16 protein-coding genes are annotated in these 24,650 nt (G+C 46.5%); all 16 read right to left on the bottom strand.

Features of this window, described 5'->3' with window-relative positions; genetic code table 11:
* Positions 1-194 precede the first annotated feature (194 nt).
* Positions 195-3,626 (bottom strand): DNA polymerase III subunit alpha, encoded by a 3,432-nt coding sequence (dnaE, locus tag QI63_RS09110; RefSeq protein WP_044017257.1) that lies wholly within the window; start codon positions 3,624-3,626, stop codon positions 195-197.
* Between the two features lie 143 nt (positions 3,627-3,769).
* On the bottom strand, positions 3,770-4,678 hold the full coding sequence (locus QI63_RS09105; RefSeq protein WP_044015728.1) for an XdhC family protein: 909 nt from the start codon (positions 4,676-4,678) through the stop codon (positions 3,770-3,772).
* Between the two features lie 3 nt (positions 4,679-4,681).
* Positions 4,682-8,317 carry a periplasmic flagellar collar protein FlcA gene (gene flcA, locus QI63_RS09100; RefSeq protein WP_044015726.1) on the bottom strand — a complete coding sequence of 1,212 codons (3,636 nt, stop codon included), beginning with the start codon at positions 8,315-8,317 and terminating at the stop codon, positions 4,682-4,684.
* Between the two features lie 143 nt (positions 8,318-8,460).
* Positions 8,461-9,774, bottom strand: a complete 1,314-nt coding sequence (locus QI63_RS09095) for a M18 family aminopeptidase (RefSeq protein WP_044015724.1) — start codon at positions 9,772-9,774, stop codon at positions 8,461-8,463.
* Between the two features lie 166 nt (positions 9,775-9,940).
* Positions 9,941-11,797, bottom strand: coding sequence for an RNB domain-containing ribonuclease (locus tag QI63_RS09090; protein WP_044015723.1), 1,857 nt, complete (start codon positions 11,795-11,797; stop codon positions 9,941-9,943).
* Entirely contained in the window at positions 11,784-13,628 is a 1,845-nt protein-coding gene (locus QI63_RS09085) for a hypothetical protein (protein ID WP_044015721.1), read from the bottom strand. The genes QI63_RS09090 and QI63_RS09085 overlap by 14 nt, the downstream gene beginning before the upstream one ends.
* A 33-nt stretch (positions 13,629-13,661) precedes the next feature.
* Positions 13,662-15,032 (bottom strand): MATE family efflux transporter, encoded by a 1,371-nt coding sequence (locus QI63_RS09080; protein ID WP_044015719.1) that lies wholly within the window; start codon positions 15,030-15,032, stop codon positions 13,662-13,664.
* Positions 15,033-15,048: 16 nt separating this feature from the next.
* Complete coding sequence (locus tag QI63_RS09075) at positions 15,049-16,209, bottom strand: glycosyltransferase family 2 protein (protein ID WP_044015717.1); 1,161 nt, start codon at positions 16,207-16,209, stop codon at positions 15,049-15,051.
* A 97-nt stretch (positions 16,210-16,306) separates the two neighbouring features.
* Positions 16,307-17,206 (bottom strand): MinD/ParA family protein, encoded by a 900-nt coding sequence (locus tag QI63_RS09070; protein WP_044015715.1) that lies wholly within the window; start codon positions 17,204-17,206, stop codon positions 16,307-16,309.
* Between the two features lie 50 nt (positions 17,207-17,256).
* Positions 17,257-18,603, bottom strand: a complete 1,347-nt coding sequence (gene flhF / locus QI63_RS09065) for a flagellar biosynthesis GTPase FlhF (protein WP_044015713.1) — start codon at positions 18,601-18,603, stop codon at positions 17,257-17,259.
* Entirely contained in the window at positions 18,603-20,711 is a 2,109-nt protein-coding gene (gene flhA / locus QI63_RS09060; RefSeq protein WP_044015712.1) for a flagellar biosynthesis protein FlhA, read from the bottom strand. The genes flhF and flhA overlap by 1 nt, the downstream gene beginning before the upstream one ends.
* Before the next feature lie 2 nt (positions 20,712-20,713).
* Complete coding sequence (gene flhB / locus QI63_RS09055) at positions 20,714-21,865, bottom strand: flagellar biosynthesis protein FlhB (RefSeq protein WP_044015711.1); 1,152 nt, start codon at positions 21,863-21,865, stop codon at positions 20,714-20,716.
* 1 nt (position 21,866) lies between these two features.
* Complete coding sequence (gene fliR, locus QI63_RS09050; RefSeq protein WP_369792414.1) at positions 21,867-22,601, bottom strand: flagellar biosynthetic protein FliR; 735 nt, start codon at positions 22,599-22,601, stop codon at positions 21,867-21,869.
* A gap of 88 nt (positions 22,602-22,689) precedes the next feature.
* Complete coding sequence (gene fliQ / locus QI63_RS09045) at positions 22,690-22,962, bottom strand: flagellar biosynthesis protein FliQ (protein WP_044015710.1); 273 nt, start codon at positions 22,960-22,962, stop codon at positions 22,690-22,692.
* A gap of 177 nt (positions 22,963-23,139) precedes the next feature.
* Complete coding sequence (gene fliP, locus QI63_RS09040) at positions 23,140-23,949, bottom strand: flagellar type III secretion system pore protein FliP (RefSeq protein ID WP_044015709.1); 810 nt, start codon at positions 23,947-23,949, stop codon at positions 23,140-23,142.
* Positions 23,946-24,647, bottom strand: coding sequence for a FliO/MopB family protein (locus QI63_RS09035; protein WP_235619676.1), 702 nt, complete (start codon positions 24,645-24,647; stop codon positions 23,946-23,948). Before QI63_RS09035 ends, fliP begins: the two co-directional genes overlap by 4 nt.
* Positions 24,648-24,650: the final 3 nt, after the last annotated feature.

Below are 24,650 nucleotides of genomic sequence, written 5' to 3'. Positions count from 1 at the left end.
CGCTGCCAAAAGTGTACATCCTTGTACACTTTTGGCAATGCAACGCAGATGCCCCGCCTTTCCAGCGCTTTTGAAAATAGACGATGCAGATACAAGGAGTTTAGCAAAAGCGAAGCGGAGGCGTACTTACTGTACGTTGAGCATTCGCTTTTGCGTAACGACGCAGTAGATGCGTCGTATATTTTCAAAAGGACTCATTCTTTCCAGACCTGAAGAACCCCCGGCTGCTTCCCCAGCTGTTCGATAAATTCATCGGAAGAAGATACTTTCAGCTGCGAAGAGCCTTTCACTTGATAGACGGTATCGTTATCGGTAATATGGATAAAAATATCGCAGGTACCTTGCGCACCGAAGAGGAAATCCTTGAGCGGCTGAAACTGTAAATCGGTTTCGATGAGCGGATCAAGCTCAAGATGTACCTCTTTAATCGAACGCTCTTTCAGCTCATCGATGCTGACCATCGATTCAACGAGGAACGACGGCGTATCGCGCGAGCAGTCCACTTTCCCGATAAGGCCGCACACTGTTTCAGGCAGCGCATTGGCGCGGTTTTCTTCCCACACCTTGGAAAAGAAGGTTAAATCGATGGTTCCGGTACGGTCTTCAAAGGTGCCGAATCCCATCCATTTGCCGTTTTTAGTCTGATAGGGGCGGATGCCGGTAATCATCCCGACGATGGTATACAGCTTTTCTTTCTGTGCACGCCGGAAATTAATCAGCTCCAAGGTAGCGCTGCGGTCAATCGCCTTTTTGTACTCATCGAGGGGATGGCCGGAAATATAAAAGCCCATCAGCTCCTTTTCGATACGGAGCTTTTCCTTTTGCGGCAAATCGTTGACCGGCTTAAAGGTAAAATCGGAAAACTCTTTAATGCCGGTATCCTCAAACAGGCTGGTTTGACCGACTGCCGATCCCGCTTTTTTCTGCGCGCTGAACGCCATTGCCGCTTCAAGATTATCCAGCAGCTCGGAACGGTTTTGTCCCAGCTTATCGAAGCACCCCGTCTTGATGAGCACTTCCAAGTTCTTTTTATTCACGGTATGTAGATCCAGCCGGTCGAGAAAATCGATAAACGACTTGTAGGGGCCGTGCGCAGTGCGTTCAGCGACAATATCGCGGGCAGCTTGCTCCCCTACCCCCTTAATACCGAGCAGCCCGAATACGATATCTCCTTCATAGACCGAAAAATATTCTTCCGAGGTATTGATGTCGGGCGCATGGAGGGCAAGCCCCATCTTGTTCGCTTCACTGATATACTCCGGCAGCTTATCCGTCGAGGTAATCTCGTTGGTGAGGTTCGCCGCCATAAATTCCGCAGGAAAATTCGCCTTGAGATAGGCGGTTTGATACGCCAGCACCGAATAAGCGGCGGCATGGCTCTTGTTAAATCCGTAACCGGCAAAAGGAATCAGAATTTCAAAGATACGGTCGGCGTCTTTTTCCTTAAAATTGTTTTTTACGGCGCCTTCGATAAACCGCGTTTTCTCCTTTTCCATAACCTCTTTTTTCTTCTTTCCCATTGCGCGCCGCAGCAAGTCCGCTTGACCGAGGCTGTAGCCGCCGATACGCTGCGCTACCTGCATAACCTGTTCCTGATAGACGATAACGCCGTAGGTTTCCGACAATATGTCTTCGAGGCAAGGGTCGGGATATTGAATTTTCGATGCATCGAATTTCGATTCAATAAATTGATCGATATAGGCCATCGGACCGGGACGGTAGAGAGCGTTTAACGCGATGAGGTCTTCTATTTTATCGGGCTTTGCACGTTTCAAGATGTTCTGCATACCCTGACTTTCAAACTGAAAGACCGCGGCGGACTTTCCTTCGCCGAGCATTTTAAACGTCGCCGCATCCTGTTCATCGATCTGCGCAATGGAGAAGTTCGCGTACTCCCCTCCCCGCTTTTTGATAAGGTCTTCCGTGTGCTTAATCAGCGTCAGCGTCTTGAGCCCGAGGAAGTCCATCTTTACCAAACCGCAATCTTCTATTAGATCCATCGTAAACTGAGAGGCGGTCTTGCCTGTCTTGGAATCCTTGTACAGCGGGACATAATCGGTCAGCTTCGTTTTACCGATAACAATACCCGCCGCATGGAGGCTCGTGTTCCGGTTGAGGTCTTCAAGCTTTTCCGCAATGGAAAAAAGCTCCGTGTACCGCGGGTCGGAGCGCATTTCGGCGAGTTCGGGGACATCCGCAAAGGCCTTTTCAAACGTGAGCTTGGGATCGGAAGGCATCATTTTGGTGATGGCATTTACCTCGCCAAGCGGAATTTCCAACACCCGCCCGACATCCTTGATTGCGGCTTTCGGCTTCAATGTTCCAAACGTGATAATCTGCCCGACGCTTTCATCACCGTATTTTCTGCGGACATAGTCGATAACCTCCTGCCGCCGTTCGAAGCAGAAGTCAACGTCAAAGTCCGGCATGGAAATACGTTCGGGATTAAGGAAGCGTTCAAACAGCAGCTTGTATTTAAGCGGGTCGATGTCGGTGATCCGCATCGCGTAGGCGACAATGGAACCCGCCCCGGAACCGCGCCCCGGCCCAACCGGAATGCCGTGCTCCTTCGCCCAGTTGATAAAATCCCATACGATAAGAAAGTACCCGACAAAGTCCATCTTCATGATAATACCGAGTTCATAGTCGGCGCGTTGGGTCATCTCTTCGGTAACGGGATTGTAGCGTTTTTTTAAGCCCTCGTGCACGAGGTGGGTGATGTACTCTTCTTTTGTCGCGAAATCTTCCGGTATCTGATACACGGGAAGGAGCGGCCCCGGCTGCGGAATTTCGAAATTACAGCGATCCGCGATGCGGCAGGTATTGGACAGCATTTCGGGATAACCGGGAAAGAGCTTTTCCATCTCCTCCGCCGATTTGAGATAGAATTGATCGGTTTCAAACTTCATGCGGTTGGTGTCGGAGCGGTTCTTTTTTGTGCCGATACAGAGAAGGATATCCTGCGCAACCGCATCCTTTTGCTCCGCATAGTGAGCATCGTTCGTTACCACCATCGGCACGCCTATCTTGCGTGCTATTTCAATCAGCATCGGCGCAACCTTCTCCTCGTCGGCGATGCCATGCTTTTGCAGCTCGATAAAGTAATTGTCGATACCGAATATGCTGCGGTAGCGCCTGACATGCGCTTCAGCTTCAGCCTTTTTACCCTGCAACAGCAGCGACGGTAATTCCCCCGCAAGACAGGCTGAAAGGCAGATAAGCCCCTCCGAATACTGTGTCAGCAGCTCCTCGTCAATACGCGGTTTATAGTACATTCCCTCGGTGTAACCTTTGGAGCACAGCACCATCAAATTCCGGTAGCCGGTTTCGGTTTCGGCAAGCAGGATAAGGTGAAAGTATTTGCGGACGCCGGTATTGGTATTCTCCGGCTTTCCGAAGCGGCTGCCGTTCGCAACATATACTTCGCAGCCGATAACCGGCTTTATCCCCTGCGCCTTACATTCACGGAAAAAGCGCAAGGCGGCAAACATATTGCCGTGGTCGGTCAGCGCAAGGGCTGTTTGTCCGAGGTTTTTAGCGGTTGTTACCAGTTGTTTTATCGAAGAAGCACCATCCAACAGCGAATAGTCGGAGTGCACGTGTAAATGAACAAAATCTTGAGGCATACCCGAAACTATAGCAAAAACGGGGGCAAATGATAAGAGGTGCGGAAAACGGAAACACATCCGATCATAATTCTTAACTATGAATTACATAAATGCCTGCGGGGCAGCGGCGGACGAGGAACGTCAGGTATCCTCCGAAAAGTCTATCCGTGACGGGATTCGGTGTAGCCTCTGCGTAATAGTGCGGGGTTTCCGTGGTGACGGACAGCGATAAGCTCGGCAGCGATGGAAACGGCAATTTCTTCAGGTGTTTCTGCTCTGATGGGCAGCCCGATCGGTTTATAGATGGAATCGAGGTACTCTTTGCCGATACCTTCATCGGCAAGCAGCTTTACAACCGCAGCATTTTTTTCAAATGAGCCGATCATGCCGATATAGGCAAGTTTCTTACCGCACAGATACCGCAAGACATCCGCATCGCAGCGATGCCCGCGGGTTACCGCAACACAGTATACATTTTCGTGAAACTGTAGGACGGTATGAGATGCCGGTACAGCTTCTTGAGGCGCAGCGATGCCGCAGGACGGCGAATTATCGTGCGCTGCCTGATTATTTTGACCCGATGCAGCCGTTTCTTTGAGAAAGAGCTGTTCCAGCGGACAACAGAGCCGCCGCGCTGTCGGAAACAAATCTTCCGTAATACAATCGGCACGGTCATCCCAAACGGTAACGCGGAAACCGATAAAAGAGGCAATCTTCGCAAGCGCACGGCCGACGTGTCCGCCGCCGAAGATAAACAGTTCAGGATCATTCCCGATCTTTTCAAGATACACTTGGATAGAACCTCCGCACGCGAGACCTTCCTCTGCAGTAAGATTTTTCTTTATGATACAGGTAGTATCGCCTGTTTTCAGCATTTCACGTGCCTGTTTGATAACTTCATGTTCGGAACCACCGCCGCCTACCGTACCGCGGATACGCTCCGGAGTTACCCACATCGACGTTCCGGCTTCCCGCGGCGAAGAACCATGCGCTTCGATAATTGTGCATAATACGCCCGTAATACCATTTGCCGTATCGGCTGTAATATACTTTAAAATCTCAGTATCCATAAACTATTTATCCTCTTTTTGTTCCAGCGCTCTCTCATTTTCAAGAATCATCGGTATATCGGTGTAAATCTCTGATTGATACGGACTCTTTGTATTCAGCATATTTTGGGTATTCAAATAGGCTAAGCCGACTGATTTTGCACGGATCATCGTCTGAGGATTTCTGGTTAACGCATCCCATGCACGGGTAGATTCCGCATATAGCGCAAGTGCACGCCCATTCTTCTGAGAGTCGCCGGTTCGTTCGGACAATCTGCTCAGCGTCGCACCCAAATTATTAGCCGTATGCATATAGCGTTCAATAAACGCAGCATCATCAGGGCGGGTATTGGACAAAGCTTGTTCTTTCCGCGCACGCTGTGCATTCAGCAATGTTAAAAGCTCCTCATACGCAGCCAAAGCAGCAAAATAATCACCCCGCTTAAAGAACGCATTTCCGAATCCATACAGCAAATTCTTATCGTGTGCTTTTTCTGCATACGCATGACTCATGGCTTCTATTGCCTGCCGGTAATTTTCTTGTTGATAATGTATATAACCGATTCGGTAATTTACCGACGGCGTGTTATACAGTTCCTTCACCGCATTTTGATAGCTGTCAAGTGCCGAATCAAAATTATACGAAATAAAGTAGTCGATGTCGCCGTAATCTGCATAGAGTTTTCCGATAGCTTTGTTCGGCGGCAGCGGTTTAAAGGCAGTATATTCCCGGTATATATTCAGTGCATCAGCATAAAGGGTTTGAGCCTCAAGGTATTTTTTCTGATCTACCAGCTGCTCTCCCAACAGGCGCATTGCATCGACATAATTACCGGTACGCCGCGCAGTCATCGGGGCGGCAGTTTTGAACAACTGAATCGCCTCAGTCAAATTTTCGATTGCGCCGTCCTGCTTATTATTGTAGATAAAGAAGCGGCCTAAATTGTAATAGGCTTCCGGCATCGTTTTATCCGTCTGTACGGCTTTTTCCAATAGCATACGGACATCGTCGATTTTTGAGCGGAGTTTTTCGGAATCGAGCGGTTTAGGATTATACCGCTTTTCGAGTAAATAACCGCTCAATTCAGTGAGATTTGCCGCTCCGATTTTCGTTATACGGGAAGAGAAATGATCTTTGAGGTTCAGCACTTCTGCCAGATTATCCGTGCGGATAAAATAGCGCATCATCCGCGCAAGGAAGATATCGTTTTCACCATATAGCTCGATCAACCTGCTGTAAATCTTTACCGCCTCACCATACTTCTCAGGCTCTTCATCAGCCCAATTCATAAACACATCACCAAGGGCGAGCATTCCATCTTTATCATTGATATGCTGATCAAGAACACGCCGGCGCAAAACCGCCTCAGCTTTTTCGTAATTACGCAGATCGGTGCTCAACATATCTGCATATTCCAAGCCGCCCTGCTTATCGTTAGCAAAGTCGTAAATCAGGCGGAGATACATTTTTTCTGCAGCAGTAAATTGTTTTTTTGCTCTAAAAGCACGGGCATACGAGAAATACCATTTTTTCTTCCGCTTATACTCGCCTGCCCGATTAAATTTTTCTATTGCAGTTTCATACTGACCGTTCTCCAGATAAGAATATCCGGTCTTATAGAGAGATTCCGACTTTACCGGTTTATAAATAAACTGCCACGACAAAACTGAAATACAGAATACGAGAATCAGTGCAATCGCGGTCATAACCGCCACGGGCAAGAATCGGTGCATGAACCAATATTTAAAGGTCTGCTTTTCTTTTTCGTAGTCTTCAACGCTCTGCCGTTGAAATCCGCGCGGAATAGGAATCGATCTATTGATTATCTTTTCGAGTTTATTGACAACTTTTTTAAGAGAATCTTTTTCCAATACAAAGCGGATAAAGTTCATCTTATTCTCAGGACGGTCATCGCCGTTGGCGATATAGTCCTGAATAGCAAGCTGCACATTAAACGGGAAGGTTTCAAGCTTGTTTAAGAAATTGAAATAATCATCATCCGATATTGTTAAAGCTTCACTGTCATCCGAAGAACCGGTGCTCTTGGCGATCACGGAATCGAACATCTGTGAATGAGCATCTGCCGAGAAATCTTTAAAGTTATCGGGAAGATTGAATTGATCGTCAACGACTTCGGTTATATTGCTGTCAAGCGGATTTTCTTCCAAAGAAAAACCGCTTTGATCGCCGCTATCGCTCTCCGGCTGACTAAAAAAGGTATCGGTTATGTGCTCCGGCATCCCGATACCGTCAAACCCCGTATCGGCCTGGGAAATCGGCGGAATACCGATAGGTTCGGTATCCGGAGTATCCATACTAAATTCAAATGACGATGTGTCCGTTTCCTCATCCGGCGATTCGGCATCGGATGACATAGGCTCATCCCTGTTTTCGGAATAAAGTGCAAGCTCATCCATATTTTCAAAATTATCCGATGTATCGGAACCGCCGACTGCAGTATCGGAATGAGAAGGAGCATCGCCCCCTGTCATTTCATCTGATACCGGAAATTGAGCACTTTCTTCATCTTCTCCCATATCTATATCGGGAATATTGAAATGCGAGAGATCTTCCATTGCATCCAAATCATCGGGAATATCAGAATCGCTTGAAGTATCCTCAGAAAGAGAATCGACAGCCGATAAATCAATGTCCGGGATAGCAATATCGGGGATGGTACGTTCTTCTTGAAGTGTATCATCACCCGCCGGCACTTCATCATTTTCATCCAGCGTTTCCACATCTTCCGGAATCATATCGTCATTGGCTGATGCAGATTCATTTACCTTTATCGGTTCGGGAGCAAAATCGAAGGAAGAAAGCATATCGTCAAAATTAAACGGATCGTCAGCGCTTACCGAAGCGGTATCATCCGATACCTCAGGCAGCTCACCGGCTTCGGACATTTCCGGTACATCTTGCGAACTATCACCGGCAGACAGTCCGGATTCATCGAAATCGGGTGCACTCAATTCCCCTAAACCGTCGAAAGAATCCGTACCGGCCGTTAAATCGACATCGGCTAACTCGGTATCAAAGTTGAAAGGATCGTCAAGCTCATCGGATAATGTGTCAGCAGTATCCGATTCGGCCGTATCGGAAGCTACGGCATCGTCGCCGGAAAGATTGTCAAAATTAAACGAAGAAAGAAATGCGTCCATGTCTGAGGTATCCGGCATTCCTTCTTCGTCAACAGGATACGCGTCTCCGGTTACCACTTCGGGTTCATCGGACGCAGTACTCGGTTTGCCGGATTTTTGCGGCGCTGCAACGTTATCATCGGAAGAGATACTATTACTTTGTGCGGAAGTGCCGTTGGTGCCGAGATTATCAAAATCAATGGGGAAAGGGGTATCCATCGATATGTCGGGTGCATCTGTAACCGGCACGGTATCAAACATACCGGAGGTAGGTTCGGTATGCTGTTGTGATGCGGGTATAGACTCGGAAGATTCATCAACGGTATCGCTTACGGAAGCCGTCTGCTCCGGCTCCGTTGCAGGCAGCAAGGCATCAAGATCAATATCAGGTACCTCTGCCGGATCCGGAGGCGGGAGTTCGTCATAAACTCGTTCACCCCACCGAGCGGTTATTTCATCTTCATGAGCAATATTTTTCAGATCTTCTCTAAACTTCGTAATTTCATTTAAATTCGGCATAAACGCGCACAAAAGCCCCTTTCTCTTGTAATTTCGGCATTTTTAGCATATATCTTAAGGAAGCGCCGTATAGGGGGCGCCTCAAAAGCCTATTGCCTTTTTGTCATCCCCCTAGCAATTCCCGCCGGATGCGGGGAGCCGGATTATTCTTTGTAATACTGATTAAATACCTGCGTGATATAGGCTTGATCCGCCGCGCCGCCCAGCTCGCGAATGGAATGCATCGACAAGATGGGGTTTCCGATATCGACCGTCTTAATCCGCAAGTTTGTCGTCGTAATCGGCCCGATGGTTGAACCGCCTTTTATATCCGAACGGTTGACAAAGTTCTGGCACGGGACACCGGCTCTTACACAGAGATCCTTAAATATCCCTGCCGAAATTCCGTCGCTCGCATAGCTCATCGAAGCGGCAAGTTTTACTACGGGGCCGCCGTTTACAAGCGGGAAGTTGGTAATATCGTTTTTTTCGGGATAATTGGGATGGTAAGCATGCGCCTGATCGGCGGAAATAAGGAAAGACCTGCTCAACTGCTGCTGGAACAGCTCAAACCACTGCTCACCTGCCTCGCACTGAGCAATCGTAATCCGCTTGAGCGTATCCGCAAGGAACGGGCTTCCGGCGCCCTGCATCGTTTCCGAGCCGACTTCTTCGTTATCAAAGATACAGGCGGCTTTAACATAGTCTAACGGAGCATCTTGTGCAATCAACGCATCGAGGGAGGCGTAAGCCATACCGAGGTTGTCAATTTTTCCCGTCGAAAAAAATTCATCGGAAAGACCGCAAAAACTTCCCGGCTGCGTATCATACAAATAGAGGTCAAAGTCGAGGATTGCGTTCACCGGTACATGCAGCTGTTTTGATATGAGCGAAACGAGATACCCGTCTTTTTCAAATTTCTTATTGATAATGCCGAGCAGCGGCAGCACATCTTTTTGGCGTTCAATTTTATACCCGTCGTTTACCTCACGGTTCATGTGGATAGCAAGGTTCGGTATAATGAGCGGAGAGCCTTTAAACGAGAACAACATTTCTTGAGGCGCAAGCGGATCATCAGTCCGTATAACCACACGTCCCGCTGCAGAAAGAGGCCGGTCAAACCATGTTGAAAGAATTGCCCCGCCGTATACTTCGGTATTCAGCTTGAGATAATGATCCTGCACCGTTACTTCGGGATGCGGCTTTATCCGCAAGCAGGGAGAGTCGCTATGACTGCCGACAAGCTTAAACCCGCGCGCTTTCTTCCCGCGGCTCATCTGCCATGCAATAAGAGCGCTGCCGTTTGCAGTGACAAAGTACTTTCCTGCCGGTTTTAACTGAAAGGCATCCGAAAGATTGAGACGGGTAAAACCGGCAGCCTCAAGCTTTTTACCGGCATTTTCAATCACATGATACACCGACGGGCTTTGATCGATAAACCGCATCAGTTCACGGGCATACTGTTTTTGCATCGCCATATCTATACTCCTTAGGGGGTTGTCCTGATTATCTTCTTTAGTATACCTGTCTTTTACGATTTTGGGAAGGTTGCGGAATGGAATTATCGGGAGTCCTAAAGGAGCAATTTCAGAAAAATCTGAGAAAGTATTGTTGAGCGTGTAATTAACACACAGCCTATAAAACTCATACCTGTTCAAACGAAGCTTGCAGATAGGCAAGACGGATACGGCGTACCTTTACGGTCAGTTCCTGATTAAGTTCCGGCTCGATGTCCAAGGTCATGTCGCCTTCATATCCAAGTGAAGGAATAAAGACATGGGCTTTTTTGCCCATTACTTCGAGTACCACTGCCGTACCGCGCCAATCGGGGTTTTGCAGCAAGTACACGAGCGTCCAATGCTGACGGGATGCCCGTTCCGCAGAAACACAGGCGCGCCCCGCCACGTCCCCCGCCGCTATTTTAAGGATGAGATCCGCCGCAGGCGTCAGCGGTTTACCGTCAATATAGTTTAACAGCTGGCGATGACTGACTAAATCTCCATAACGGCGGAGCGGGCTTGTTACCTGTCCGTACATCGCAAGCCCGAGCGCAGCGTGCATCGACGGAATGGTGCCCACGCTGCGCGGACGCATGGCGCGCCGCTTCCGGTATTCCCCGGCAAGGCCGGACGGCAGCTTATTCGGCAATTCGGGTGCCTCCTGACTGATATACTGAAACGGAATACTATGCTGAAAGGCAAAACGGGCTGCTGCCTCTCCTGCAAGCAGCATCATCTCTTTAATCATTGCGGCGGCTTCGGTCTGGACAACAGGCTGAACCTGCGCCCGTTTTGTGCCGTCCTGCTCCGTCAGCGTAATCGATACTTCGGGAAAATCGATGGATACGGCGCCTGCATTTTCCCGCCTGATGCGGTTTTTCTCCGCTATGGCAAAAAGCGGCGCTAATGCGGACGAGTCTTTTTGAGCATCCGCTTCTTCATACGTCATCCTGATAACCGAAAGCTGAGTGCGGTGGATACCTACTTCTTCGATTGCACCGTCAGCGCCGAGGAGCAGCTTAAAGGAAAGCGCATAAGATATCGGCTTTAACCCGAGGGCAAAATAGTCAACCGCTTTTTCGCCGAGCATTCGGGCAGCTCCTTCCGGCGTGTACAGCGTTGCGCCGCGTGCGCAGGCATCGGTATCGCTTTGCGTATCGGCCTGAATGGTGTCGGCAGGGTTTGCGATGTGAATCCACAAGTATGTCCCGTCAAAAGAAACCGCATCGTCGGGATCGGTACTGCCGGGATTGTCGATTGCATACGCAGGAATTGCCGTCAAATCGAGCGGCGCTTCGGGAAACACCGGCTCGGGAATATCCGCCTTTGACGAATGAAGCGAATGCCCGAAGCGTGCCGGATAGGGATTTTTTTCAATAGGCCAAAAACCCGTTTTTAACAGAATATCGTGCGCCTGTTCGGGAGTTTGCTCCAGTTTTGCATCTTTTAATATTTTGGAAGCGGAAGAACTCCCCAGCGCAAGCGCCTCAAGCTCTTGAAAAAACGGCGTGTATAACTCTTTGCTTTCGGTAAACGGCTTTCCCTGCATACAGGTGCGGAGTGCAGCGATAAAATCCTGCCGCAGTTTTTCGGCCTGTGCTTTTTCCGCCTCTTTTTGATTGAGCCGCTCTATTTCTGCTTGTGTGCGGATACCGATCGGCTCTACAGGCGAAGTGCAGATAAAATACGGTGAAGCGCCAAGTGCTTGCCAGAGCTTCCAGCTTTGCTCCGCTGTATACGTTCCCCACAAGAGCTCTGCAAGCTCAGCGAAAGACGGCGTTTCTCCTTCAAAGAAATCCGCTGCTTCGGCAAAATCCGCAGCAGGTACTGCGGCATCGAGCGCTGCTTTAATACTCCGGCATTCTCCGCCATGGAGCAGCACAATATCTTTTTCGCGAACTTTCTTTGTGCCGGCTTCCAGCGTAATTTCAAACTTATCAGCTTGCACATCGGTAATAAGTGCAGGTTGATTCTTATAGAGGACAAGATTACCTTTTTTCATTGATGTTCCGGATTGTAATGTTTCGTACTTTGTTATTACCGTATATCACTTGTAAGAGATTTCCCTGTTTGTGATACATCAGAGCATCGCAGCTGCGATACACCGCCTTTCCGCATGCTTTTTCAAAAGCCTCACGGGAATCTCCGGTACGTATTTCGTTAAAGAGCGAGAGCGACGATGGAAAGCCGATACTTATTTGCAGTACCGCACCATCCTCATCTTTAGAACGGATGATGATCTCGGTATTAAGCAGACGATACAACCAACGTTCACTGTAATAATTGTAGATAATGGTAGACGGTCTATCCCAAGCGCTCAATAGTTTATCGACCGTATCGCCGACGGATACCTTGCGGAGAACAATCGGAACAGCGGTTTCAGGTTCTTTTAAAATATCGGCAAGCCATTGCCTTTCTTTTGCAGCGCCTGTTTTATTGTGTAATTTTTTTAGGATACGGAAATAATTGCAGCGGATCAGCCGTTCATCGGCAGGAAATCCCGTTGTTATAAACAATACTTTACCGGTTGTTTTTCGGACAGATGAATAGAGGCAATCGGCAAGCAGCTGCTGCGCCTTGGTATAGTCTTTTCTTAGCAGAGATAACAGCGCAGCATAGTTTGCCCGTGCGGTTTTATCATCGGCTCCCGTATGAAAGAGATCAGCCTGTTCCGCAATACTGAGTACCGCATTCCGCTCATGAGTCAACGGAGAGGATGCGAGCAGATACGCATAGCTCGATGCGATTCCAGCCTCGTATATCATAGTAAGATAATCGCTATATGCTTTTTTTGCCTGCTCATATAGAGCGCTGTTACTCCGTGCCGGCATTGTCTTTGAAAAGTAGTCGGACTGTTCATCGTCATCATTTTCAAACATAAAATCCGCCGACTGAAAGAACGCAAAAACCGATGCATTATCATACACTGCAGCAGGAAGAATAGTTGCCATCTCCGTATCCCGCTTATCAAGACTGTTCAGCCACTCCTGATGAGCTACCAAGGCATTCAAGCGATTGATATAAAGGCTCTGCGGGAAGAGCTGTAGTACATTACCCAACACGGTACGGGCATCGGCGGTTCCTCTACGATTCTGCAGTGCAAAGAGCACTCCGGAAATTTCTTCGTAGAGATGCGTAATATCTTCTCCGTTGCCATTCAACTGCTCAAGCCGTGCAGCAGGTTTTACGGAACCGGTTGAAAACGCTGCAAAGACTTTTGCCGTTCCCGTATCGGCGTAAAGCGAAGCAAGCCGATCGAGCCATGTCTCCAATAACCCTTGAGGATAACCGGCAATAGTGAGTAATACACTTGCCATGATGTCGGCGGTGTACACTTGCTCAGGCAAAAATGCGGTATTTTTAGCCGTATTGTAATAGTTGAGCGCAAACTGCGCCGCACACACGGCAGCGATAGGAGCAAAAAAATTCTCCCGTTCGTTGTTCAAATTCCGTATCTTGCGCGCAGAACCGGATGTATCCATAAAAAGGAGTGAATCGATATAATCCAAAAGACCGGTACTTACAAGAAACGTCCCGTCGGGATACATCATACAGCGGGCATTTTTTCGGTCGGTTATAATTAAGCGCATCGTGCCGCGAAAGAGCTCGGTTCTTCGTATCAGCATAAAGAGAGACGTTTCGATAATATCATACCATTCGCCGACTTCACTCGCCGCTATTTCATGTGAAGATGCCTCCGCTATCTCATTGCGGTACACCTGCATCAGCCGCTCACGGGTATACATTCCCTCCGTCAACGGATCCGTAAAACCGGAAATTGCAATGAAAAAAAAGGAAAGTAAAAAAAGAACCGTTCGGCGCATATCTTTCATACGCTAAAGCATATCATAGCAGGGCAAATATGACTAGTCGGTGACAGAGTGAAGCCATTTACCGGATTTGATCCGCCACAGCCCTAGCAGCAGTTTAAGCGGCTCTTCGCTAAAGAGACACATATAAATAACCCACGGCGGAAGCGCTGTATGAATCGATACGAAAGATGCAAGCGGAATCGCAATCAGCCACATAATAAAGGTGTCGCAAATCATGCCGAAACGGGTATCGCCGCCCGCGCGCACCAGACCTATCAATATACACATATTGCAGGCTTTAAGGGGATAACAGCACGCCAACACGACAAACAGTGTTTTAACCGTTGACAACACAATCGGTTCCACATTAAAGATAAAAGGAACAAGATAGGAAATAGGAATCAGCGCGGCGCCGATAAAGATCGCAACAATCGGAATAAACAACAGAACTTTAGCAGCATATTGCCGCGCTTCGCTGTCATGCTTTTCGCCTATTTTCTTTCCGATTAAAACGCTCACACCATTCCCAAAGCCGATAAAGATAACCCATGTCAACTGAGAAATAGTATTAGTAATATTAAAGGCTGCATAAGAGAACGTATTAATACTTGCAAAAATTTTATGATGGAATGTGATGCCGAAAGACCACAGCGTTTCGTTTAACAGTACCGGCAATACGATTAAGAGGTACACTTTTAAGAATTTAGCATCAAAGGTAAAGTGACTTTTTAACGTTCCTAAAACAGGATATTTCCGATACTTTGTTATGGTAAACGTAATAAAGAGCTCGACAAAGCGGGCAATCACGGTTGCGATAGCCGCACCGCGGACACCCAATGCCGGAGCGCCGAATAACCCGAAAATTAAAATGGCATTCAGCGTCGTATTGACAACCAAAGACACCAGCGTAGCACCGACTGCAACTCTCACCTTTTCGATGGAACGCAGGGTAATCATCAGCATAAAATTTATCGCAAATGGGATAAAGCACAACGCCGACAGCCGTAGATAGTGCACACCGGTTTCTATTACGGCATTGTCCTTTGTATACAGTGACAGTATTTCTTTCGGCATACTTACACAGCAAACCGTAAACAAAACAGCGAAGAATACGGACACCAGCATAGAAATACCGAGCGTTTTATGTAAGCCCTTAAAATCTTTCTTGCCCCAGAACTGCGCCGTAAATACCATGCTGCCGGAACCGATACCGTATAAAATCAGATTGAGCAAAAAGAAAAGTTGGTTTCCCAAACCGACAGCCGCAAGCTCGGTAGTACCGAGCTTACCGATCATCACCGTATCGAGAATATTGACAAAGGCGCTGAGGAAATTTTGCAGCATAATCGGAAGAGCGATTGTGAATAGCGTTCGTAAAAAATTTTTATCAAAAAATACCGCCCTAAACCGTGCCGTCATCGTCATATACGCATTATCTCCATCAATAAACTATTCGCCCCTTCCATTCATAACCTTGTTTCTTTACAGAATGAACCCATGAAAGGAGTGCAGTATATAGCAGATTAGTAAACAGTAACGGGTATATACATATAAATTTTTTATCGATGTCTTGCGTTCTAAATATGACCGCCCATGTTCCGCCTACTAAAATCAGATTAATCCATAGCGCTACAAGCGTAAATGAAACAGTCTGCGTGCTAATGAGTGTATATGCCGTTAATCCAACCGCTAAAAAAGGAGGCAAAGTTAAAAAAATAAAAATACCGAGTACGGCAAACACAAGGAGAATATGGTTTTTATCTATAAAATCAAAAATATTCTTGCTTATTCCTTTCACAGCACTTTGCCATGATGTATACATCCGGCATAATGCGGCATCTCTAAGATTTAAAAAAACGGTCTTATACCCGTGACGCCTCATCGTTCGAGCCATAAATACATCTTCCGTTGTCTTCCCCTTAACCAAACTGAACCCACCACACTCCATAAACGCATCACTTTTCACACAAATATATTGTCCAATAGCTACTGCAAAAACCGATAATTTACTCCATTTACACATCTGTAATGGCAAAATAAAACCGCTAAGCAAATACATCAACGGGACTGTTATTTTTTCTCCAAACGTTTTCATTTTTTGCGTAATATACCCGGATAAAAAATCAACCTTATGATAAATAATATTGGTAACTGCAAGTGAGATGGAACGAGGAGAATGAATAGTATCAGCATCAGTAAACAGCCAGTATTTTCCCTTTGCTTGTTTGCAAAGCTGATCCATCGCAAATGGCTTACCTCGCCAATCCGGCGGCAGCGGCACGCCTTGAAAAACTTTCAGCTTATCGGGATATAACGCTTGGAGGCTGTCTAATATTTCACCTGTTTTATCAGTAGAATTATCGTTTAATACAAGTACTTCATAATTTGTATAGGTCTGATTCATAAACGATTGTATACATTGCTCGATATGTACTTCTTCATCACGAGCGGGAATAAGTACCGAAACGAGCGGGCCATCGGTTAAATCGGCAGGACGAGATTCCTTTGCCAACCACAAAGCATTACTCACAGAAAGACAAAAAAAGTACACACCAAGTCCGATAATAATCCAATCGAACAAAGCGATTGCAAACGCCATCATATTGCTCTCCTTTTTGTTAATAAAGACAGTCTCAAAAAAACGAAAATTATCAGGAATTTCCCTATATACTCATAAAATTTGTATGCAGTCTGCTATCCTACTCCGTTTCCCAGCTGCGTCCGAATAATTTTTTTACGAAGTGCGCAAAACCGCCGGTTTCGGGAATTTCGGTTTTTTCCATACGGGATACGATATGCTTTAGACAGCTTGCCGCTTTACCGTTGGGTTCTGCAATAATAAAAGGTTTTTGTTTGAGTACGGCTTTTGTTACCAAAGGATCATTATAGATGAAGCCCAAATATTCAATTTTAAGATTTAGGAACTGTGCAGCTATTTTTATCATACGGTCTGCAATCCGCTTGCCTTCGGCTGCAGAATCAACTCTATTGATAATCATTTTGAGGTTGAGGTTCATGTTATCGACTTCCGTTGCAATCACCTTGATAATACCGTAGGCATCGGTAATTGCGGTCGGCTCGGAGGTCGTTATAATAACCACTTCATCGGCAGCAGCCACAAAGCTCAATACATTCTTAGATACACCGGCACTGGTATCAATAATAATGATATCGACATCGGAAAGGGTATACATTTCGTTAATAAATTCATTGCGTTCCGCTTCTGCCATATTTGCAATCTTTGCAAAACCGGAAGCGCCGACAATCAGCTTAATACCGTATTCGGTGTCGATAATAATTTCCGACAATCTCTTTTGCTTTTTAATAACGTGATATAAATTATATTGCGGAATGACATTCAGAATAACATTGACATTGGCAAGCCCGAGATCTGCATCGATAACGATAACTTTCTTCCCCATCTGAGCATACGCAATTCCCATATTGGTAGCAACATTGGTTTTGCCTACGCCCCCCTTGCCGCTGGTCACAGCAATAATTCGAGTCTTTTGCGCCGTATCCTGTCCGCCTCCGGTATTGTCGGCGCCTTTATTTATTTCTTTCATTAAGAGACGTAATCCGTCAGCTTGATCACCCATTTTTTTCTCCACACTTTGAACTTTTATCAAATCGGTTGTGTTTCGAGCTCCTATAAAGCAGAAACTTTGAGCAGTTGCTCTCTATCTTTATTACACAGTTGATTGATATATTCGCCATCGATTGAAAAGCCTTTTAGTTTTCTTAAAAAGACTTCGACATCGGCAAGCATAAAATCCTGCGGAACTTCTTGCCCCGCCGTTATATACGTTATCGGTATATCCGTTTCCGAAATAATACTCAATAAATTGCCGATATATGAGGTTTCATCAAACTTTGTAATGATCAGCGATTTGTATTTAAAAACGGCATACTCTTTCATAATTTCCCGAATGTCGTTTATTCGGGTCCCGGCACATACTGTCAAATATACCTCGGCATCGTCACCCAGTTCGGTAAAATAATTTTGCATGGTCGAAATCTTTTCTCGGTCTTTCGGACTCCGCCCGATGGTATCGATACAAATAACATCGGCTTCTTCGCGATACAATGCCATATATTTACGTACTTCGGCAGGGCTTGACGCTACCATCAAAGGAATTCCCATCAATTCACAGTAACGCTTCATCTGATACGCTGCCCCAATACGCCAGTTATCAATCGTAATCACTTTAACCCGTAAGGGATGCTCGGAATTTTTACGGATATACTGTACGGCAATTTTTGCGAGTGTCGTTGTTTTTCCAACCCCTGTAGGGCCGACTAATAGCACCACCCGTGTTTTAGGTTGACTGTCGGCAGGTTTAATTTTGATCGATTCGGCAAGCAGTTCAAAGAGTTTTTTCTGTACTGTTAAAAAACTTTCGATTTCCGTATAGCTCAACTCATCCTTCAAACGGGCGGACAGTTTTTTGATATATGAAGGAGAAAAATCATTTTCTTCGAGAATTTTCTGCACTTTAACGATATGTGCATGTTCGGCATCAGCGTGCGACGCATTCTGTTTTTTCATTTCCGTCACAAGCCGTTCAACCGTTTCGGCAAGTTTCTCTACAGACTTCTCCTCATTCGGCGTAGAAACAGGTACGGACTTTTTCTCGGGATTTTTTTTCGAAGTCATATCGACATATTGGCGCAGCTCATCGGCAGCAGCAGGATTTTTATTTGCATACCGTGTTACGATTTTCAGCCGCTCTTCTTCATCGTTCAGATTGCTCACACCGGACAATCTGGTTGGAGGTCTCATCACCGGTTGTTGTTCTGAAAGCAAGGACGGCCGCGGAGGTATTTTATCGTTTACCGTAAAGGTTACCTCAACCACATCTTTTTCGAAGAGTCCAAAAAGGCGGCTGATTTTAGCGTCTTTCCTTCTCCAGATGGTAACGGCATCACCATGCTTTTTTGTAATTTTTTTCAGACATTTGTCATACGTCGAATCTTGCTCAACAAAAAGTTCCATTAGTTTTTATCCTGCTCCAATTTTATCTCACCGATCACTTCAACCTGTATGTCTTTCGCAATTTCGGGGATGGAGAGTACAACAAGATCAGGAATCTCCCTATCGGTTGAATTTTTAATCAAAACACGAGAGGATGCTTCGGGCGCCAATACAATAGGCAGAAAGCCGTTTTTCTGTACCGTTGTAACTGCTTGAATAAGCGAGCGTATCCACATCCGCTGCTCAGACGGTTCAAGAGCCGCCATCGGCCCATTCACCGTATCTATTCTGCTTTCAATAATTTTTTGAGCAAGTGAAGGTTCAATCGTCAGAACATGAAGCGTTTTATTTTCATCGGCGTACTGCAAGCATATCTGCCTGCCAAGCGCCTGTCGAACCCTTTCAACAAGACGCACAATTTCGGGAGTAATCGGGCGGAAATCTGCAAGCGTTTCCAAAATAACGATTGTGTTACGGATAGATACCTGTTCCCGCAAAAGGCCTTGCAAGACCTTCTGTACCTCACCGAGGCTGCATACCTTTGCCACTTCGTCGATAACCGCAGGATAGTCTTTGCGCAGCGCATCCATAATACCTTGCACTTCCTGCCGTCCGAGAATTTCGGCTGCGTGCTTTTTAATCACCTCAGTGAGGTGCGTCGCGATAATCGCAGGAGGATCTACCACGGTATAACCGGCTCGCTCGGCTCGGTCGCGGTTTTCCTCGGATATCCACACAGCGGGTAAGCCGAAGGTAGGATCGACAGTACGCTCGCCGGCAATTTCTTCGGAAACGCCGCCGGGGTTTATACCGAGGTACCAACCCATACGGATTTTTCCCCGCGCCACTTCTACGCCCCTAATCTTAAAACAATATTCACTCGGTTCAAGCCGCATATTATCGATAATACGGATGCGCGGGGCAACCAAACCGAGGTCAAGGGCAGCCTCCCGCCGAATGCGCGTAATACGCTCAAGCAGTTCCGCACCCTTGTCCTTATCGACAAGCGGAATCAGCGCATAGCCGAGCTCCAGTGACAAAGGATCAAGCGGTACGATGGGAGCAATTTCTCCGGCAGCCCCAGGCTCTCCTCCGCTTCCTGTGCGCTGCTGCCCAGCCTGTTTTTGCGCAGCCTGCTTTTGCTTTTCTTTACCGGCTTTAAATGTCTGTTCTTCTTTGATGATTCTCCAGCCGACAAAAGCCAAAACAAACGCGATAATAAATAACACAACATGAGGAAATCCGGGCAGTACGCCCATAATAGCAAGCGTACCGGCAGCAACAAAGTAAATCCACCCGATTTGGGAAAACTGCTTTTTAATATCCTGCCCGAATGACCCTTCGTCGATCATACGGGTAACCAGCAAGCCGGTTGCTACCGACAAAAAGAGGGAAGGCAGCTGCGCAAGCAAGCCGTCTCCGATAGTCAACGTCGTATAGGTACGCAGTGCGTTGGAAAAAGATTCAGTCCGGAACACCATCCCAATAATCAAACCGGCAATAACGTTGATAACCGTAATAAAAATACCGACTTTTACGTTACCTGACACAAACTGATTCGCACCGTCCATCGCGCCGTAAAAGTCGTCTTCCCGCTGCAGCTGCTCTTTTTTCTTCCGGGCTTCTTCATCGGTAATAATACCCGCATTGTATTCGGCATCGATGGACATACTCTTTGTCGGATGAGAGTCGAGTTTAAAACGGGCGGAAACCTCGGCAACCCGCTTAGCGCCTTTCGTAATAACAAAAGCCTGTACCGCAATAAGGATGATAAAGATGACAAAGCCGATAACAAGACCTTGACTGCCGGTCGAGCCGATAACAAATGAACTGAATGCCCGTATCATCGCTCCGTCAAAGGCTTCTCCCTTTGAAAGAATAAGGCGGGTAGAAGACACGTTCAGCACTAATCCGAAAATAGTGCTAAGCAGCAATAATGAAGGGAAGACCGAAAAGTCGGTAGCACGTGCGGTAAACAATACAATCAACAATACGACAAGGCTGAATGTAAGGTTCAACGCCATAAAAAAATCAAGCAACACGGTAGGAAGCGGGATAATAAACATCAGCACCATGAGGATGACGGTAAATGCAACTGCGATATCGATATTATACTTTTTTGCTGCCATGACTATCTTCTATAAAATTCCTGTTTTTTATTGTTGAGGGTGTACACTTCTGCAAACACTAACGAAAGCGCCCGATAATATTCCTCCGGTATTATATCACCGATTTGAACTTTAGCATAGAGCGCACGGGCAAGCGGCTTGTTTTCTATTAATGGAATATTATGCTCGCGGGCGATTGCCTTTATCCTCTGCGCCATCGCATCGGCACCTTTGGCCAGCACCATCGGCGCCGCCATCGTTTTTGAATCCCACTGCATTGCAATAGCGAAGTGCGTCGGGTTTGTAATAACGACATCGGCCTTTGGCACATTGCGGATTGCATTTTGGGAAAGGATTGCCTGCATTTGCTGCCGGATCCTCCCCTTAACCTGCGGATCTCCTTCCAACTCCTTGTATTCTTCTTTTATTTCCTGCTTTGTCATCTTCAGCGAATCGATAAATTGCTTACGCTGAAAAAAATAGTCGGGGATTGCCAGAATCAACAGCAGTAGAGCAGCGGTTGCGAGTAATTTTGCGGCAAGTCCCGCGATAAAAAAAATCGCCTGGGGAAAACTCACCGTTAGCAATTCGATAAAATGAGGCAGGTTTGCCCGTATCATCAAAAAGGCAACAAATACCAATACGACAACCTTTGTCAACGACTTTGCAAAATTGAATAACCCTTCCGCAGAAAAAAGTGCCCGCTTAAAAAAACGCATAAAATTGGGAACAATCTTATTAAACTGAGGTTGAATGGGTTTAGTAGAAAATAAAAAACCGTTATTTTGAAGGATATTGGCAATCACACCTGCAATCATTGCAATAAGTGCAAGCGGGAGCGCAAGCTTTAAAAAATATTGCACAAAGATTCCGAACCAAATACCGCTACGAATATCAGCCTGTGTACTCCGCAAAAAAAAGAAGCGGAGGATTTCCATACACTCTTCCAAAAAAAAGGAAGAAAGGAAGATCAGGGCTCCGGCGGGAAAAAGCATTACCAAAGCGGCATTGATATCCTGACTTTTTGCGACACGTCCTTCTTCACGGGCTTTACGTATCTTATAGTCGGTTGGGTCTTCGGTACGTCCTTCATCCTCTGCTGCAAACCACTGCAAGTCAATAAAAAAGTTCTGTTCGGTATATCCGCTTGCAGTCTCCATCACAAGTTTCCGCATCCTATACACCTCCGGCGACACGGCCCAGAAGCGACTCAAATGCCGCGAATCCGTTTTCCATAATCCGTACAAATAAATTTGCCATAAACGGCAGCGAAACGGTTAAAAGAAAGAAGGTCAGCAAAATGGTTATCGGGAAACCTTCCGATAAAAGGTTCATCTGCGGCGCGGCCTTTGACAGCAAGCCCATCGAAACATGCACTAAAAAGAGCGTTCCCATCACCGGCAGTGCAATCATCATTGCATTTAAGAAAAGACTGCTAAGATTTGTTATAAGAAATGAAGCAAGCAATTCCCGTTTTTCCAGAAACATAAAACAGTTGATCGACTGAAAGCTGCGAACCATACCGCCTAAAAACAACGTCTGGAATCCCTTAATCTGCAAAAAAAGCAGCACTGCAATAAAATTTAAAAATTGTCCCATCAGCGGATTTTCAATTTGAGCAAGTGCATCATACACTTCCGATGCGCCGAATCCCATTTGATACGAAAAAAATTGACCGGCCGTACTAAACGAGGCAAAGATAATGCTGATAAAAAAGCCGGTCAGCACTCCGAGCAGCGCTTCGCCGACAACAAGCAGCACATAGTCAAGATTAAATCCTTGCACGTCCAGCGGGGAACCATAGGCAACCGGCATCACCAAAAAACCGATTAATCCCGCCAGCGAAATCTTTGCAATGCGCGGCACCGCCCTCGTCGAAAGAAGCGGCGTCGTAGAAATCATCGCGAATATCCGTACGCATACCAAAAAAAGAGAGGAGCCTTAACAAGTAAAAAAGAGAAGGGGTTAGGTTCCATTATTCACGCCGCCTACGAGGAAACTAACCTTGCACCAGCTGAGGAATAATGTCAAAAAGGCGGACGGTATAATCCCGCAATACGCTGATCATCCAGCCGCCCAAAAGCGCAAGCATACCCAAAATAGTCAAAATTTTCGGTACAAAGGTAAGCGTCTGTTCCTGAATGGAGGTGGTCGCCTGAAAAATTGCTACGATTAAACCGACAACTAATGCAGCCAGCAGAATGGGGGCGGCTAATATAAATACCTGAAAAACACCCTCACGCAAGAGACTGACAATCATCCCGATACTCATCGTTTTTCCTCCCATAAAAAGTCAAGAAGAAAGTATCAACTTTCGATTGACTTTTTACGCACGTTCGCAACGAAGTGAGAACGTGCAGATGATATACAAGTTTGCACTTGAGCAAACTTGGGTAAATAAAAGCCGTGCTATTTGTACGGCTTTTATTTACACTCCTCCTTTTTACTTCTACAAGAACGACTGAAAGAGTTGACCGACCAACAAATTCCAGCCGTCAACCAGTATAAATAAAATCAGCTTAAACGGCATCGAAATTTGCACCGGCGGCAGCATGATCATACCCATCGACATTAGAATACTTGCAACCACCATGTCGATGATGATAAACGGCAAATAAAGGAAGATGCCTATCTGAAAAGCAATGGTTAACTCGTGCAGGATAAATGCAGGGATTAACACATGAGTAGGAACGTCGGCGAGTGTATTGGGTTTTTCCATACGGGCAAGCGACATACAGAGTCTGATATGAGAGGGATCATGCGCCATCTGTTTATACATAAAGAGACGCAACGGTTTTTCCGCTTCGGTATAAGCGGTTTCGATATTGATTTGCCCGTCTGCCATCGGCTTAAACGATTTATCGTATATTTCCGTTAAAGTCGGCCACATGATAAAAATCGTCAAAAAAAGAGCAATGCCGTTGAGTACCTGCGTCGGCGGTACCTGCTGCAGCGACAGCGCACGCTTAATAAAGTCAAGCGCAATACTGAGCCGCAAGAACGATGTCATCAAAAGGAGAATACTCGGCGCAAGGGTAATCAGTGTTATTAACAGAAGCAGCTGAATGGAAAACGCTACTTCCTGATTATTTTGAGGTTCGCGGATATTTAGGTTGACAAAGGGAATACGGGTTGCCTGACGGGTTGCGTCTATTTCGGTACGCCCGGTCTGTGAGGTACCGGTATTGCTCTGCGCGGACAGTGTTACCGGAATACAAAACAAGCAGATACACGCAATACATAGTGCAAGTTTTTTCATCGGCCTTCCCTCCCCGTGCCGCCGATTTCCGTCTCTCGTGGAGTTCCGTTCTCCTGCACCGCACCTGAATTTTGCAGACGTCCCCGCTGCTTAGCTAAAAACGAGTCGAAGGGATTCGCATCGGCTTCCTTTGGTTTTGCTGCAGGAAAAAAGGTATGCAACAATGAGTTGAAGCTCTGCTTTGGACCGGGTGTTTGCGCCGCGTGCAGATTCATCGCATCGATGAGCTCTTTATCGGTGATTTCCGCAATCAGCGACAACGAAGCATCCGATGCGCCGATTAAATATGCTTTATCAATAAGAGTCACAATGTGGAGAGTTTTATTAGGCGCAAGCGGTAAATTGGCAACATTCTTTAAGAAAGGATCATCTGCGGCGGTAAATTGCTTTGAACGCCGGATAAAATACAGCACTCCATAAATGAGCGCACACACAACCGCTAATGATATGATCAGCTGAAACAACAGAAAAAAAGTTGAACTTCTTGAAGCTCGAGGTGCAGGTACATCTTGTACCGGCAATGCCGATTCATCCGTCTGTAAAACAATATTAGTCTCTACAGGTGATATCTGAGAGACAGCCGGATTACCGGCTTCTGCTGCTGTTCCGTTATCCGCAAACGCACACACGGCGCTGCAGAGTAAAAGAAAAGAGAATAATATACTTTTATAAAAGCTGCTATACATTTCCCACCCCATGTG

The sequence above is a fragment of the Treponema sp. OMZ 838 genome, from assembly GCF_000775995.1.
Lineage (GTDB): Bacteria > Spirochaetota > Spirochaetia > Treponematales > Treponemataceae > Treponema.
Note: the sequence above shows the minus strand (reverse complement) of the source record. Positions and strands in the feature narration are given on the sequence as shown.

Coding starts and splice junctions, on each gene's coding strand:
- QI63_RS09090 (WP_044015723.1), bottom strand. CDS start 11,797: ATGAAAAAAGGTAATCTTGTCCTCTATAAGAATCAACCTGCACTTATT.
- fliP (WP_044015709.1), bottom strand. CDS start 23,949: ATGAAAAAACTTGCACTATGTATTGCGTGTATCTGCTTGTTTTGTATT.
- QI63_RS09070 (WP_044015715.1), bottom strand. CDS start 17,206: ATGGGTGATCAAGCTGACGGATTACGTCTCTTAATGAAAGAAATAAAT.
- QI63_RS09095 (WP_044015724.1), bottom strand. CDS start 9,774: ATGGCGATGCAAAAACAGTATGCCCGTGAACTGATGCGGTTTATCGAT.
- QI63_RS09075 (WP_044015717.1), bottom strand. CDS start 16,209: ATGATGGCGTTTGCAATCGCTTTGTTCGATTGGATTATTATCGGACTT.
- QI63_RS09080 (WP_044015719.1), bottom strand. CDS start 15,032: ATGACGATGACGGCACGGTTTAGGGCGGTATTTTTTGATAAAAATTTT.
- QI63_RS09035 (WP_235619676.1), bottom strand. CDS start 24,647: ATGGGGTGGGAAATGTATAGCAGCTTTTATAAAAGTATATTATTCTCT.
- QI63_RS09085 (WP_044015721.1), bottom strand. CDS start 13,628: ATGAAAGATATGCGCCGAACGGTTCTTTTTTTACTTTCCTTTTTTTTC.
- flhB (WP_044015711.1), bottom strand. CDS start 21,865: ATGCGGAAACTTGTGATGGAGACTGCAAGCGGATATACCGAACAGAAC.
- QI63_RS09105 (WP_044015728.1), bottom strand. CDS start 4,678: ATGGATACTGAGATTTTAAAGTATATTACAGCCGATACGGCAAATGGT.
- flhA (WP_044015712.1), bottom strand. CDS start 20,711: ATGGCAGCAAAAAAGTATAATATCGATATCGCAGTTGCATTTACCGTC.
- flhF (WP_044015713.1), bottom strand. CDS start 18,603: ATGGAACTTTTTGTTGAGCAAGATTCGACGTATGACAAATGTCTGAAA.
- flcA (WP_044015726.1), bottom strand. CDS start 8,317: ATGCCGAATTTAAATGAAATTACGAAGTTTAGAGAAGATCTGAAAAAT.
- fliQ (WP_044015710.1), bottom strand. CDS start 22,962: ATGAGTATCGGGATGATTGTCAGTCTCTTGCGTGAGGGTGTTTTTCAG.
- dnaE (WP_044017257.1), bottom strand. CDS start 3,626: ATGCCTCAAGATTTTGTTCATTTACACGTGCACTCCGACTATTCGCTG.